13 protein-coding genes are annotated in these 13,619 nt (G+C 69.1%); 1 reads left to right on the top strand and 12 read right to left on the bottom strand.

Translation table 11 applies throughout. The features are described 5' to 3' along the window. Position 1: 1 nt before the first annotated feature. Positions 2 to 364: a hypothetical protein gene (locus AB0M29_RS21650; RefSeq protein WP_365384816.1), complete on the bottom strand. Its 363-nt coding sequence runs from the start codon at positions 362 to 364 to the stop codon at positions 2 to 4. A gap of 86 nt (positions 365 to 450) precedes the next feature. After that, positions 451 to 852 carry a nitroreductase family deazaflavin-dependent oxidoreductase gene (locus tag AB0M29_RS21645; protein ID WP_365384814.1) on the bottom strand — a complete coding sequence of 134 codons (402 nt, stop codon included), beginning with the start codon at positions 850 to 852 and terminating at the stop codon, positions 451 to 453. A gap of 133 nt (positions 853 to 985) precedes the next feature. Here AB0M29_RS21645 and sigJ point away from each other — a divergent pair, with 133 nt between their 5' ends. Further along, entirely contained in the window at positions 986 to 2,080 is a 1,095-nt protein-coding gene (gene sigJ, locus AB0M29_RS21640; protein WP_365384812.1) for an RNA polymerase sigma factor SigJ, read from the top strand. Positions 2,081 to 2,232: 152 nt separating this feature from the next. On the opposite strand, the gene AB0M29_RS21635 is transcribed toward sigJ, so the two are convergent. From AB0M29_RS21635 to AB0M29_RS21590, 10 genes are all read right to left on the bottom strand, one after another. Further along, positions 2,233 to 3,669, bottom strand: coding sequence for a cation:proton antiporter (locus AB0M29_RS21635; RefSeq protein WP_365384811.1), 1,437 nt, complete (start codon positions 3,667 to 3,669; stop codon positions 2,233 to 2,235). Positions 3,670 to 3,759: 90 nt separating this feature from the next. Then, the gene (locus AB0M29_RS21630; protein WP_365384809.1) at positions 3,760 to 4,302 is read right to left on the bottom strand and encodes a flavin reductase family protein; all 543 of its coding nucleotides are present in this window, start codon (positions 4,300 to 4,302) and stop codon (positions 3,760 to 3,762) included. 11 nt (positions 4,303 to 4,313) lie between these two features. After that, on the bottom strand, positions 4,314 to 5,624 hold the full coding sequence (locus AB0M29_RS21625; RefSeq protein ID WP_365384807.1) for a cation:proton antiporter: 1,311 nt from the start codon (positions 5,622 to 5,624) through the stop codon (positions 4,314 to 4,316). Between the two features lie 96 nt (positions 5,625 to 5,720). Next, the gene (locus tag AB0M29_RS21620; protein WP_365384805.1) at positions 5,721 to 7,229 is read right to left on the bottom strand and encodes an FAD-binding protein; all 1,509 of its coding nucleotides are present in this window, start codon (positions 7,227 to 7,229) and stop codon (positions 5,721 to 5,723) included. A 41-nt stretch (positions 7,230 to 7,270) separates the two neighbouring features. Continuing rightward, a complete protein-coding gene (locus AB0M29_RS21615; protein WP_365384803.1) occupies positions 7,271 to 8,968 on the bottom strand; it encodes a tryptophan 7-halogenase in 1,698 nt (565 codons plus the stop codon). 283 nt (positions 8,969 to 9,251) lie between these two features. Next, the gene (locus tag AB0M29_RS21610) at positions 9,252 to 9,899 is read right to left on the bottom strand and encodes a hemerythrin domain-containing protein (RefSeq protein ID WP_365384801.1); all 648 of its coding nucleotides are present in this window, start codon (positions 9,897 to 9,899) and stop codon (positions 9,252 to 9,254) included. Positions 9,900 to 9,972: 73 nt separating this feature from the next. After that, positions 9,973 to 11,610 carry an MFS transporter gene (locus AB0M29_RS21605; protein WP_365384799.1) on the bottom strand — a complete coding sequence of 546 codons (1,638 nt, stop codon included), beginning with the start codon at positions 11,608 to 11,610 and terminating at the stop codon, positions 9,973 to 9,975. A gap of 155 nt (positions 11,611 to 11,765) precedes the next feature. Further along, the gene (locus AB0M29_RS21600; protein WP_365384797.1) at positions 11,766 to 12,581 is read right to left on the bottom strand and encodes a dienelactone hydrolase family protein; all 816 of its coding nucleotides are present in this window, start codon (positions 12,579 to 12,581) and stop codon (positions 11,766 to 11,768) included. A gap of 40 nt (positions 12,582 to 12,621) precedes the next feature. Then, positions 12,622 to 12,849 (bottom strand): hypothetical protein, encoded by a 228-nt coding sequence (locus tag AB0M29_RS21595; RefSeq protein ID WP_365384795.1) that lies wholly within the window; start codon positions 12,847 to 12,849, stop codon positions 12,622 to 12,624. A gap of 76 nt (positions 12,850 to 12,925) precedes the next feature. Continuing rightward, positions 12,926 to 13,606, bottom strand: coding sequence for a nitroreductase/quinone reductase family protein (locus tag AB0M29_RS21590; RefSeq protein WP_365384794.1), 681 nt, complete (start codon positions 13,604 to 13,606; stop codon positions 12,926 to 12,928). Positions 13,607 to 13,619: the final 13 nt, after the last annotated feature.

The raw sequence follows: 13,619 nt of genomic DNA, 5'->3' as shown, positions 1-13,619 counted from the left end.
GTCAGCTCCCGCCGGCGGCCGGGCGGCGCTCCGGGTGCCAGTACGGCGCCGCGTCGGTGTACGCCTCGGAGCCGCCGGCGAGCGGCGGCAGGTCCTGACTGCCCCGCAGCGCCCGCAGGTTGCGCAGCACGCAGGGGTCGTCGAGCGCGCCGGGCTCGGTCACGGCGGCGGCGACCACCGCGCGCGGCCCCGAGCCCTCGGGGGGCACCGCCCCCTCGTACCAGTGCTCGCCGCGGGTCCTGAGCCAGCCGGGGGCGGAGACCCCGGTGGTCATCGCGCCCAGCGCGAGCAGGCCGCGCATCAGGCGGTCGGCGAGCAGCCGGAGAGCGGAACGTGCGAGCGCCGACCAGTTCACCACGCGCATGTCCATCTCTCCTTGCTCGACGGTGGCCGGGCCCCGCGTCCGCCCGGACCGCGCACGGGCACGGTCCGGGCGGAGTTCCGGTGCGGTCAGACCCGCTCGGCGGGGACCGGCGCGTCCACGATCTTCAACGAGATGAACTCGACGGCGTTGAACTTCTTCAGCGTCCAGCGCAGGATCGCCGGGATCTCGGGGTGCTCGTCGACGTAGATCTGCGGGGCGACCACCTGGTACCGGCGCCCGCCGGTCTTGATCTCGCAACCGCCCGCCGCCACCACGTTCTTGGCCCAGTCGGAGCCCGAGCCGTAGGGAAGCGACAGCACGAAGTGGTCGTTCTTGCGGAACACCTTGACCGGAGTGCGGTACTCCTTGCCCGACTTGCGGCCCTTGTGGTGGACCGCGCCGAAGCCCGGCATCAGGGGGAGGATCCGCCCGACGATCTTGTTCCCGAAGTACTTGTTCAACTTGGCCAGCCGCCGCCGTGTGGACATGGCGAACTCTCCTTCTGTGGTGGGGACGCGTACCGGTGGACACAGGAAAAGGCCCGCACTCCGGACGGATGTCACACTCCGGAGGGGGCCGTTGATCTCAGTAGACAGGAGTGCGCGTCACACAGGAGGCACCATGTCCGAAAGTCCGGCGGAGCTGCCCGACGACACGGCCACGCGCGTGTTCGTCGGCCATCGCGAACTGCTGTTCTCGGTGGTCTACAACCTGCTGGGGAGTGTCTCGGACACCGAGGACGTGCTGCAGGAGACCTGGTTGGCCTGGGCGCGCAGAAGCCGCCAGCCACAGGCCGAGGAGATAGAGAAGCCACGGGCCTATCTGGTGCGTATCGCGGTGAACCAGGCGCTCGCCCGGCAGGCCAGCATCAGCCGCCGCCGCGAGACGTACGTCGGACCGTGGCTGCCCGAGCCGCTGATCACCCGGGTGCCCGAGGCGCGGGACAGCCCGCAGGGCGTGCAGGCCGCGGATGCCGCTGACACCGCGCTGCGGGCCGAGTCGGTGTCCATGGCGCTGCTGGTGGTGATGGAGACGCTCACCCCGCTGGAGCGGGCCGTCTTCGTGCTGCACGAGGTGTTCGGCTACGCGCACACCGAGATCGGCGACATCCTCGGCCGCAGCCCGTCCGCGGTACGCCAGCTCGCCCACCGGGCGCGCGAGCACGTCCAGGCCAGGCGGCCGCGGTACCAGGCCGATCCGCACCTCCAGCAGCAGGTGACGGAACGCTTCATCGCCGCCGCGGTGGGCGGTGACATCAGCGCGCTGATGTCACTGCTCGCACCGGAGGTGACGATGTGGACCGACGGCGGCGGCAAGGCGCGTGCCGCGCTCCGGCCGGTGTCCGGCCGCGACAAGGTGGTCCGGGTGCTGACGAGTTACGCCGCTACGCACCGGCCGCAGACCTTCGACATCCGCTACCGGCACATCAACGGCGATCCGTCGGCCGTGGTCTTCTCCGGCGACTCGCCGTACGCGGTGCTGGTGATGGATCTCGACGCGCGCGGCGACCATGTCACCGGCATCTACCTGGTCACCAATCCCGACAAGCTCTCCCGCGTCCGGCTGCCCGGTGAGGGCGAGACGGGCGAGGAGCACCCGGAGCTCGACTCCCCGGCCGGTCTCGCGCTGGGCCCCGCACCGGAGTTGGAGCTGGAACCCGAGCGGGAACCCGAGCTGGAGTTCGATCCCGAGGACGGCGACGAGGCCGCGAGCTGACGCCCGCGGGACAGCGGCGGTCCCGGCCCCGCCCACGTGGGGCATGTCACGTGGGTGGTGCCGGGACGCCGCGCTCTTGGGGGCCGTACGGCCCGGTGGTCACTCCGGCTGTCACTCGGCGCCTGTCACTCGACGCTGCCGCCGGGCACCTGTCACTCGACGCTGCCGACGGACGCGCGGTCCGCGGTCCTGGCCCCGTCCTGGGTACGGCCGTTGGCGCCGGCCGTCGCGCCCGGGACCTCGCGCGGCAGGTCGTCGTCGGAGACGCCCTGCAGGGCGAGCACCCGCTGTTCGCGCAGGTCCTCGTCCGCGGTGCTCTCGATCCGCTTCATGGCGATCCGCAGGATCGGCGGCGCCATCAGCGGGGTGAGGATCGCGATCAGCACGATGATGCTGTACATGGCGGTGTTGAGCAGGCCGAGCCGGACGCCGACCACGGCGATCACCACCTGGATCACCCCGCGGGCGTTGATCCCGGCGCCGAGCGCCAGCGCCTCCCAGCGGTCCAGCCTGCTGAAGATCGAGCCGACGAAGGCGCCGAGGAACTTGCCGACGACAGCGATCACCAGCGCGCCCAGACCCCACAGCGCGATCGTGGGGTGGGTCAGCGAGGTGAGGTCGATCCGCAGCCCGGCGAGCGCGAAGAACAGCGGGGAGAGGAACGACAGCACGGTGGTGTTGAGCGGTTCCAGGCGCGCCGCCTGCGTGTCCGTACTGCTGGCGCCGATCAGGATGCCGCACAGGAACGCGCCGAAGACCGCCTCGAAGCCGAGCGCCTGGGCGCCGGCGCCCGCCATGACGAGCAGGATGACGACGGCGGCGATGGAGGCGTTGCGCGAGCCGCTGCGGCCCGCCCACTCCATCACCTGGCGCACGAACCAGCGACCCACGGTCAGCAGGACGGCGATGACCACGGCGAGGTGCCACAGCGGCCGGGCGATCTCGGTGCCGCCGACGCCGGTGGTGGCCATCGCGGTGACCACGGAGACCAGCAGCCAGCCGACGGCGTCGTCGATGGTGCCGACGACGAGGATCATCTGGCCGACGTTGCGGTGGATCAGCTTCATGTCGACCAGCACCCGGCCGATGACCGGGATGGAGCTGACGCACATCGCCACGCCGACGAAGTACGCGAAGACGGTGGGGTCGGCGTCGTCGGGCCGGAGCTGGCCGGGCAGTGCGTAGCCCAGCCAGACCCCGAGCGCCAACGGCAGCAGCAGGGCGGCGATGCTGACGCCCGCCGCCTTGCCGCCGTGCCTGCGGACCACTTTCAGGTCCAGGTGCATGCCGGTGAACCCGACGAGGAGAAGGACGCCGAGTTGGCCGACGGCGTCCAGGAGGTGCATCTGTGTGGGGTCCCGGGGGAACAGCCAGCCGGAGAAGGCCGGCGCGGCGTGGACCAGCAGTGAGGGCCCGAGCAGGACGCCTGCGGCCAGCTCCCCCACGATGGTCGGCATGCCGAGCCGCTGGGACAGCCGTCCCAGTACCAGCGCCAGCAGCATCAGGGCGCCGATCTGGAGCAGGAACACCAGGAGCGTGTGCTGCGGTAACGGCGCGACGGTATCGGTGGCAATGCTCACTAAGCTCATCCCAGGACTCCTCGCGAACGCACGGTGAGCGGAATCGGACGGTGCTCAGGCGACGCGGTCGAGGTCAGGCGCCCGCCTTCGCGGGGGCTCTCAGCCGTCGAAGATGGGGTGCGCGCCCCGGGGCTCCTCCTCCAGCGCGCCCAGGGAACCGCGGAAGAAGATCAGCGGCTCCTGGCGCTCGCGGGGCACGCCGAGTTCGACGACCTGGCCCATGAAGATGGTGTGGTCGCCGCCGTCGAACTGCTGGACCAGGCGGCAGGCGAGGAACGCCAGCGCGTCGCTGAGCACCGGCATGCCGTTGGCGGAGCGGTGGTGCGGCACGTCCGTGACCGCGGCGGTGCCCTTGCCCGCGAAGGCGCGGGCCAGCGGCTCCTGCGGTCCGGCCAGGAAGTTCACGGTGAACGCCTGCGACTCCTCGACCACCGCGCGCAGCCGCGACTCCTTGTGGAGGCAGAACAGCACGAGCGGCGGGTCGAGGGAGACGGACGTGAAGGAGTTGACGGTCGTCCCCTCGGAACGGCCCTCCTCCCCCGTGGTGATGACGGTGACGCCGGTGACGAACAGGCCGCACACATTGCGCAGCAGCCTGCCCTCGACCGGTTGGGGTTCGTGCAACTGCGGAGTGGAGGTCACGGGCGTCCCTTCTACGCGCGGGAGGAGGGTGCCGCCGACGCGGTGGTGTCGACGGGGACCTTGACGGTGGCGGTGTCCATCAGCGCGCTGCTCTTGGGCAGCAGCGGGCCGGCCAGCGCGGTCGTGACCAGCGCCATGATCACCATCATGGTGAACATCTGGCTGTCCAGGACGCCGAGGTTGACCGCGACGTTGAGGATGATCAGCTCGGTCAGGCCGCGGGTGTTCATCAGCAGCCCGAGGGTGCGCGACTCGCGCCAGCCGAACCCGGCCAGCCGGGCGGGTACCACCGCGCCGAGCAGCTTGCCCGCGCAGGCCACGGTGACGATCGCGGCCAGCTCCAGGTACTGGTAGGCGTGCAGCCCGTTGATGTCGACGCCGAGGCCGGTGACGATGAAGAAGACCGGCAGCAGCACCAGGGACACGTGGTCCAGCGGCTTGCGCAGGTGCTCGACGAGCTGGACGGCGGGCTCACGCGGCATCACGAAGCCGAACAGGAAGGCGCCGAAGATGCTGTGGATGCCGATCCAGGTCGTCGCGTACGCCGACAGGAAGACGCCCGCGCAGAGCATCACCAGCAGGTGCCGCCACTGCTGCCGCTCGCCGAAGTACGCGACCAGCTTGGCCAGGGCCGGGCGGATCACCACGAACATCAGGATGACGTAGCCGACGCTGAGGCCCAGCACCTGGATCAGGTCCTTCGGGCCGCCGGAGGTGACCAGCGCGGAGACGTAGGCCAGCATGCACCAGGCGAGGATGTCGTCGACGGCGGCGCTGGCCAGGGCCAGGGTGCCGACCCGGGTGTGGGTGAGGCGGTTGTCGCTGAGGATGCGGGCCAGCACCGGGAAGGCCGTCACCGACATCGCGGCGCCCATGAAGGTGGAGAAGGTCAGGAAGCTGATGTGGTGCCCGGCCACGTGGTCGTGGTGGGAGTAGAGCAGCGTGGAGACGCCGACGCCCAGACCGAAGGCCAGGCCGACCGAGCAGATCGAGACGGCGGCGGCGACCCCGCGGTGCGGGCGCAGCAGCCGCTTCTCGAACTCCCAGCCGATCATGAACATGAACAGCAGCAGACCCACCTGGGAGACCGCCGACAGCATCGGCCGGGTCGCGACGGGGAACAGCTTGTGGGTCAGGTCGCCGGGGAACTGCCCGAGCACGCTGGGGCCGAGCGCGATACCGGCGAGGATCTCGCCGATCACGGCGGGCTGGCGGACCCGCTTGCCGAGCCCACCCAGTAACAGGCCGGTCAGCAGGACGATGGAGATTCCCGCCATCATGGTGGCGACTTGCAGATCGGCGTGCGGAGCCAGGCTCTTCATCGTGCAGTGTCCTCTCGCGGCAGCTGCTGGAAATGACGGAACCGCCCGCCCCTCGCGGGTGCGGACGGTTCCTGGGTCGGGCCGGGCGGCCGGGTGTCAGAGAATGCTCTGGGCGAACTTGAAGGCGCCGTGCGGGTCGTACTTGAGCTTGGTGAGCGCCAGCCGGCCGAAGTTCTCGGCGTAGTAGGACTGCCGCCAGTCGGGCAGTTCGGGGTCGATGAAGTTCTGGTAGGTCTCCCCGGAGGACTCCGGGTCGATGATGTCGAACCCGTTGTCGACGAACTGCTGCCCTGCCGACTTCCCCGCGGAGTCGGCTGCGGCGGCATCGGCGATGTCGACCAGGAAGTTCACCGTGAAGAGCGAGCCACGGTGGACGAAGGCGGTGTCGGTGCGGTGCAGGTCGTCGACGGCGCCGCCCATCGGCAGCACCTCCATGATGTGCGCCTGGCCGGGCTGCCGCAGCGTCTCGAAGAGCGCCGCCGCGTCCTCCCACATGGCGCGCGACGGCAGCGTGTCGAAGAACCGGCTGCGCTGCAGCCCGAACGCCGAGCGCGGGATGGTGCCGCCGGGCGTGGTGTCGGCCCGGTGGCAGGCCGTCACGTCGGAGGCGCAGCGGAAGAAGCCCATCATGAGCGCCTGGTACGGCGCCACGCTGGCCGGGGTCTGGGTGGCCGGGGCACCGGTCAGCGAGAGCAACCGGGAGACCTCGGCGTTGAGTTCGGCGACCGTGCCGGTGGAGGAGACGAACACCATCGGCAGCGGCGGGACGCCGGGCGCCCCGTCGAAGAGCTGGATGAACGCCCCGCCGCTGACGGTCCGCGGTGCGTCGACCGACCAGCGCGCGTAGCCGTCGAGCATGTCGGCGGCCTGGTCCCAGTTCCACGTCAGGTTGACGACGGCGATCTGGGTGATGTGCGCCGGGGTGATGTCGTAGGAGGTGACGACGCCGAAGTTGCCGCCGCCGCCACCGCGGATCGCCCAGTACAGGTCGCGGTTCTGGGTGGGCGAGGCGGTGACGCAACTCCCGTTGGCCAGCACCACGTTCGCCGAGGCGATCCGGTCGGAGCCGACACCGGAGGCGCGGGTCAGGATGCCGAGCCCGCCGCCCTGGTAGAAGCCGCCGACGTTGACCGTCGGGCAGTAGCCGCCGGGTATGGCCAGGCCGTGCGGCGCCAGGGCGGCGATGGCGTCGACGCCCTGGACACCGGTGCCGACCCGTACCGTGCTGCTGCCCACGGTGACGGAGTTGAGCCGGGATACGTCGATGACCAGTCCGGTCGAGGTGGAGTAGCCGCCACCGCTGTGGCCGCCGCTGCGTATCGCGAAGGGTATGTGGTTGTCCTGCGCGAACTTGAGGGTCAGGGAGACATCCGCGGAGCTGACGCAGTACGCGACCGCCTGCGGGTGGATGACGTCGAACTGCTGGAGGTCGAGTTGCTTGGCCACCGTGTAGCCCGCGTCCGTGGGAAGGACGAGCTGACCCTGCAGGTGCGAGCGGAGCTGACTCCACGGCAGGCCACTTCCGGCGAAACCGTTGGTGGCACCGAGTCCCGTCAGTGCCACGGCGCCCGCTCCGGCGCCGAGGACCGTTCTGCGACTGATCATGTGCGGTTCAACTTTCGTCCGTGCTGAATGGGACGGGGAGATCAGACGAACTTCTGGCCGCGAGCAGCGGAACGCACAATTCCGCTCAACGTGTCGCGACCCAGCTCCCGCATCTCGCCCGGGGCTTTGACAGACGCCCAGTACATGAACTTAGCCATCATCGCGGTGCTGGGAAACACGAATTTGACATCTGGGTCGGCCCACTTGAAAACGGGGTTGACCTCATCCGAGGCACGCAGTGCATCGAAGATGATTCCGGCCGCAGTGTCACCATCCATGTCACCGGCCTCGTACTTCTCACACACCTCTGCCATGGTGTCGACGATCTGCCGGTATTCGGGGCTGTTCGGCCACCAAAGGCCCGGATTGGGGCTCTTCTCCAAATCGTCCAGCCATTTGACATCGCCGGTCAGGGTGTATTGCTGACGGGCCCTGCTGAGCCGCATCACACCGGGCGTGAGATAGGCCGCCCAGACCCGGAAGACCGCGTTCCACAGCGGGAAGTGGCTGAAAGAGATGTACGAGCTGTTGACCAGTTCGTCGTTGAAGTGCAGCAGGCCGCGCTCGATGGTCTCGACGTACTCGAAGCGCTCGGTGGTGAAGTCGTCGTCGTCGATCGCGGGCAGCAGCCGGCTCATGAGGGCGTAGACGACCTCGAAGGTATTGGACAGACCGCGCGAGAACAGCGGGTCGAGGAAGCCGGCCGCGTGCGACATCAGGCACCAGCGGTAGCCGATGGACTGCTTCGAGCTGTACTGCAGCCGGTCGGTGGACACCCACTCGCGCACCCGGTGCGCGCCCTCGAACTGCCGCTTGACCGCCGGGTACTTGTCGAGGAAGCCCTGGAACTCCTCCTCCGGCGTGATGTCCTTCGGCTTGGGGTAGGTCCGCTCGTCCATCGTGAGACCGACGGAGATGATGGGGTTCTTGGAGTCCTTGTAGTTGTTGAACGGGATGATCCAGAACCAGCCGCGCTCGATCAGGTGGTGCAGTGTGCCGCCGCCCCAGGGCGAGGCGGCCGGCGGCCGCAGGCTCACCGGGTGGTGGCTGACGTCGTCGAACGGCTTGACGCCGATGTAGTGCGTGAACATCGAGCGGGCGTGGTGCTTGAAGCGCGCGGGCTGCTCACGCAGGTCGAACTTCTCGGCCAGCAGGGAGCGGAAACCACTGGCGTCGATCAGGTACTTGGCCCGGAAGACCTCGCCGTTCTGACCGGTGACCGTCACCCCGTCGTCGTCGAAGTCGAGGTTGGAGACCCGCCAGTTCTGCCGGGCGACCGCGCCGTACTTCACCGCGACGTTGAAGTAGTACGTGTCGGTGTCCTGCCGGAACAGGTGGCCCGCCTCGGTGAGCGCCTTCGGGATGACGAACATGTTCGCCTCGCGCGGGTCGGGCTCCTTGCCGACGTCGTGCTTGATGAAGCCGAAGCTCTGCTTCCTGCCGTGGAAGGGGCCGATGTGCTCGGTGATGGACTTGATGTCCAGCAGGTGCTTCAGCTCGGGCACGTCGAACCGCACGGCGAGGATGTGCAGCCACTCGATGAGCTGCGGGGTCATCGACTCGCCGATCGCCATCCGGGGGTGGGTGGCGGCGTCGACCAGCACGACCTTCTTCCCCTGGCGGGCGAGGATCGCGGCACTCACGGAGCCAGCGAGACCGGAACCGACGATCAGGACGTCGCAGCTCTCGGTCGTGGACGCGTTCTTCGCCGGGACTTCTTCCTTGGGCTTGCTGGGCACGGAGCGCCCCTCTCTTCCTCGGAGTCGGCATGCATGCAGCGCGTGCGCATCACGTTTCGCCGGCACAGGCGGTAACGGAAAAAAGGCATGCAGAAAAATCGCCGGGCCTCGGCCGATGATTCGGCCGGGCCCGGCGATTCAGGATGCTTGGTTTTGGCATGGGGCGGTCAGGCGCCATCAAGTGGGCAGACTTCTACCGCCAGATAAAGCGTGACACGCGGCGGCACCCGGTGTCAACCCTGGCATTATTACCGAGGAGTTCACCGGGTGCGCCGCGCGCGGTTCAGAAGCTGAACATATTCCTGTTACGGTAACGCGCGTCCCAGGACAGCTTGTAGAACAGCCGCAGCGGCGGGGGCATCCTTGCCAGGAACTTCTGCGCGTCGGACGGCGACATCCCGTCCACGATCCAGGGAATCCACACCGAAGCGCCATTGAGCTTCTGCTTACGGGCCATGGCCCCGCGGAAACCCTTCCAGTCCTTCGGCGTGAGCACTTCCTGGATCAACGGCAGCGCGTCCTCCTCCTCATGGGTGAGGTGCTGCTCCAGGACGGACCGCAGCGTCTCCACCCGCTCGGGCAGATCGGCGGCGTTGGTCCGCATGGCCTCGTCGACGGCCGCGAGCTGCGGGTCGAGCACGGCGTGCTCGGCCTCCATCGCCTCCAGCAGCGCCAGGTCGTCGGGCCGGCCCGCCACCCGGCGGGTCAGGTTGGGCCACAGCCACGCGTCCTCCACGGTGTGGTGGACATGCAGCTGCCGCTTGAAGTTCTCCCAACCGTCCTGCACCTGCGGTGAGTTGGTCTTGCCCGCCGCCGCGGCGGCCGACAGCCGCTCCAGGTCGCGCCGGAAGCCGTCGTGGGTGACGTACATCTCGGTGAAGTTGATCTTGTCGGACTCATCGGCGGTGACGATGCGTTGCGTGTCGGTCATGATTCCTTCGTTTCGACAGCGAATGGAAACGTACGAAGAAACGTACGAAGAGCGCGGCTGCGTGACCGAGCGGTCAGCCGTGCTGGGGGACGGGATTGGAGTCGGCGCCGACCTCACCTTCGGGCGCCGTCTTGCCGGCTCCCTCGGCGGCGCCTCGGGGTCCGACGATCACCAGGCAGGCGAGCACACCCACCAGCAGCACCCCGACCGGCACGAGCATGGTCGGCTTCATCGCGTCGATGAAGCCGTGCCCGAAGACCGCGGAGGCCGCGTTCTGGATCCGGGTGACGGCGTCGGCCGACAGGTCCTTCGGCAGGTTCATACCGCTGCCGCTCTGCCCGCCGACCGCCAGGTGCTTGCCCGCCTCGTCGAAGTTGTGCAGGAACTGCCCGCGGTATCCGGCGGGGACGGCACCGGCCCGCTGGGACGCCTGGTCCTTGAGCGAGGAGACGAGCTGGTTCTGCAGCACGGCGCCGATGACGGCGCCCGCGAGGACCGAACCCACCTGCCGCAGCGCGTTGTTGACGCCGGAGGCGGCGCCGGTCAGCTTCGGCGGCACATTGCGCATCACCTCGGTGGCCATCGGCGTGAAGGTGCAGCCCATGCCCGCGCCGACGATCGCCACCGGGGCGATCAGCCCGGTCCAGCTCTCGCCGACCTTGGCCGTCTCCACGATCCAGATGATGCCGCCGACGAACGCCAGCAGACCGCCCATCAGGATGAACTTGCCGCCGAACTTGTCGGCCAGCACACCGGAGGGACCGGCGGTGAACATCGCGCCGATGGCCATCGGCACCAGCACGCCACCGGCCTTGAGGGCGCTGAACTGCAGCACCGACTGCAGGTAGATGGTCAGCGGCAGGATCAGCCCGACGACGCCGAACGACACGGCGATACCGACGAAGTTGACCACGGAGAAGTTGCGGTCCCTGAACAGCTCGAACGGCACCAGGGGCTCGTTGTCCTGCTGGCCGCGCTGGTAGAAGAGGAAGACGGCGAGCAGTACGGCCGAGGCGGCGAGCGTGGTCCAGATCCAGGCGTTCCAGTTGTACTTCTGACCCTCGATCAGGCCGAAGGCGAGCAGGAAGAGCGCGACCGTGGCGAGCACCACACCGGGGATGTCGAAGCGGTGCCGGACCGTACGGCTCGCGTTGGGCATCACCACGAAGGACGCGCCCACCACCAGCAGGCCGATCGGCACGTTGACGAAGAAGATCCAGCGCCAGTCCAGCTTGGTGACCAGCAGACCGCCCAGGCTCGGGCCGGCGACCGACGCGAGACCGGCGACGGTGCCCCAGATGCCGAGCGCGACACCGCGCTTCTCGGCCGGGAACACGTCGATGATCATCGACAGGGTCTGCGGCAGCAGCAGCGCCGCGCCGATGCCCTGGACGCCGCGGTAGGCGATGAGCTGGCCCGGGTCCTGCGCGAGTCCGCAGGCGAGGCTGGCCAGGGTGAACAGGCTGACGCCCGCGATGAACAGCGCCTTCTTGCCCCGCAGGTCACCGAGTCGGCCCGCGGTGATCAGCAGGACGGCCAGGCCCAGCGTGTAGGCGTTGACCACCCACAGGATCTGGTCCAACGACGCGTCCAGGCTGTCGACCATGTCCGGAATGGCGATGTTGACGATCGTCAGGTCCAGCAGGGTCATGAAGAACCCGACGGACAGCACCGTCAGGATCGCCCATGGATTACCTCGCCACTTGTTCACTATTCCTCCTAGCTGTGCACGAAACGGGCCGCACAGCGACGCACGACACCCAGGTCCTTCGACCTAGAGGTGTGCGGGGGGCCGGAGTGTGACATCGCCCGCCACATGAGACACGGCCCACATTCAGGAGGAGAGGTGAGCGGTGGTACGACCGGCTACGCGGCGCCCGCTGCCAGCCGCTCGCGCAGGAAGGCCACGACCCGCTCGCGGGCCGCCAGCGCCGGATGGCCGGGGATCTCGCGGACCTCCTCGGTCAGCACCGCGTGCGCGCTCTTGGCGAAGCCGCCCGCGTTGCCCTTGGAGGAGTCCAGCTCGATCACCTCGAAGGCGTCGCCGAGGCTGCGCCGCAGGGTGTCGAACCGGGACCGCCGGCAGGCGGGATCCTCGCTGAAGCGCAGGCCCAGCACGCACAGCCCGGAGTCCTTGGTACGGCGGGCCACCGCGTCCAGTTCCGCCTGGGACATGCCGGGGTCGGCGGCCCGCCTGCCGCCCACCGGGAACGGCACCGCGGGCTGGCTGATCACCGGGGCGAGCACCACCTCGTCGACCGCGGCGGCCAGCGCGAAGCCGCCGGTGAAGCACATCCCGACCATGCCGACGCCGGGGCCCGGGGTGCGCGAGGCGAGGTCGCGGGCGAGCGCCTTGAGGTAGTCGGCGATCGGCCGCCGCGCGTCGAGCGCGAACGCCCGGAACTCCGCGGACACGCACAGCTTGGCGAAGGTGGAGATGCCGTATCCGGCCGACGCCTTGCGGCCCGGCTCGCCGAAGGCCGACGGCATCGCCACGGTGAAGCCCTGCTTGACCAGGTGGTCGGCGAACCCGAGCACCTCCGGCGTCATACCGGGGATCTCGGGGACGAGCACGACGCCGGGCCCGGAGCCCTTCTCGTACACCTCATGGGTGAGTCCGGCCCCCGTGAACGGAGCCCTGCGCCAGCCGGTGAGATCGGACGTCGGTGCGGTACCGGTCACGAGGGGGGTCTCCTTCGAACGGCGTCGGTCAGGCCGGGCTTCAGGGACTGGTCGTCTTCCGCGCCCGGCTCGTCCTGACGGCCATGACGGCGAAAGTGGTCAGGGCGGCGATCAGGTCGACATGGTCGATGACCTCGGTCGAGTTCTTCGCCTTGCGGATCTTGCCGGTGATGCCGACGAAGCTCGCGGTCAGCGTGCCGAGGGTGATCAGGGTGCGCACCGGGGACGCTCCCTTCCCGGGCTTCGTCGTCTCCATGGCAGCAGCCATCGTACGGCTCCTCCTTCGTGGTGGGGCGGACCGGCGGGCGGGGGCCCGTGGCGCGGTGCCCGGGCCCCCGTGCCGGTCACATCGCGTCGGTCGACTTCTCCTGCTGGGCCATCCGCTCGGACAGGATGTCCTTGGGGGTGAACCGCACGACCGGCAGCAGTCGGCTGGCGCGGTTCTGGAACTCGTTGATGAAGGGCAGCACCGCCGAGTACTTCGCCCAGATCCGCTCGCGCTCCGGGCCGGAGAGCGTCTCGGCCAGGACGTCGATCTTCTCCCGGCCGATGTTGATCTGCATGTCCGGCGTGGCCTTGCAGTTGAGGTACCAGGCCGGGTGCAGGCCCTTGGGGCCGCCGGGGATGTCGAAGTGGCCGGGTACGGCGACCGCGTAGAAGCAGCCGTTCTCGTACTGGTAGCCGACCGGTACGACGCGCTCCTTGCCGGACTTGCGCCCCTGGGTGTGCAGCAGCATGGTGTCCAGGTTGCCCATCTTGCCGCCGATGCGGCCCTGCGAGCGCTGGTACAGCCAGATGTGCATGTTCAGGAAGCCCTTGCTGACGGACTTCTGCACCTTCTTCGGGGGCTTGGAGTAGATGTAGACGTTGACGCGCATGAAGGCCCTGGCGACCGGGCCGGCGTCGAGGCCCTCGGCCGGGCGGGTGGTCCGGAACGACGACAGCGCGTCCGTCTCCTGGATCACCGGCATGGCGCCCGTCGGCTCGGCCATGGAGTCGGCCATCGGCTTCGGCGTGGTCTGCATGAGTGGTGCCCTT

Source organism: Streptomyces sp. NPDC051976 (assembly GCF_040680795.1).
GTDB lineage: Bacteria > Actinomycetota > Actinomycetes > Streptomycetales > Streptomycetaceae > Actinacidiphila.
This window is presented reverse-complemented; position numbering and strand designations above follow the sequence as displayed.

Coding starts and splice junctions, on each gene's coding strand:
- AB0M29_RS21625 (WP_365384807.1), bottom strand. CDS start 5,624: ATGAAGAGCCTGGCTCCGCACGCCGATCTGCAAGTCGCCACCATGATG.
- AB0M29_RS21650 (WP_365384816.1), bottom strand. CDS start 364: ATGCGCGTGGTGAACTGGTCGGCGCTCGCACGTTCCGCTCTCCGGCTG.
- sigJ (WP_365384812.1), top strand. CDS start 986: ATGTCCGAAAGTCCGGCGGAGCTGCCCGACGACACGGCCACGCGCGTG.
- AB0M29_RS21590 (WP_365384794.1), bottom strand. CDS start 13,606: ATGCAGACCACGCCGAAGCCGATGGCCGACTCCATGGCCGAGCCGACG.
- AB0M29_RS21645 (WP_365384814.1), bottom strand. CDS start 852: ATGTCCACACGGCGGCGGCTGGCCAAGTTGAACAAGTACTTCGGGAAC.
- AB0M29_RS21610 (WP_365384801.1), bottom strand. CDS start 9,899: ATGACCGACACGCAACGCATCGTCACCGCCGATGAGTCCGACAAGATC.
- AB0M29_RS21595 (WP_365384795.1), bottom strand. CDS start 12,849: ATGGCTGCTGCCATGGAGACGACGAAGCCCGGGAAGGGAGCGTCCCCG.
- AB0M29_RS21635 (WP_365384811.1), bottom strand. CDS start 3,669: ATGAGCTTAGTGAGCATTGCCACCGATACCGTCGCGCCGTTACCGCAG.
- AB0M29_RS21620 (WP_365384805.1), bottom strand. CDS start 7,229: ATGATCAGTCGCAGAACGGTCCTCGGCGCCGGAGCGGGCGCCGTGGCA.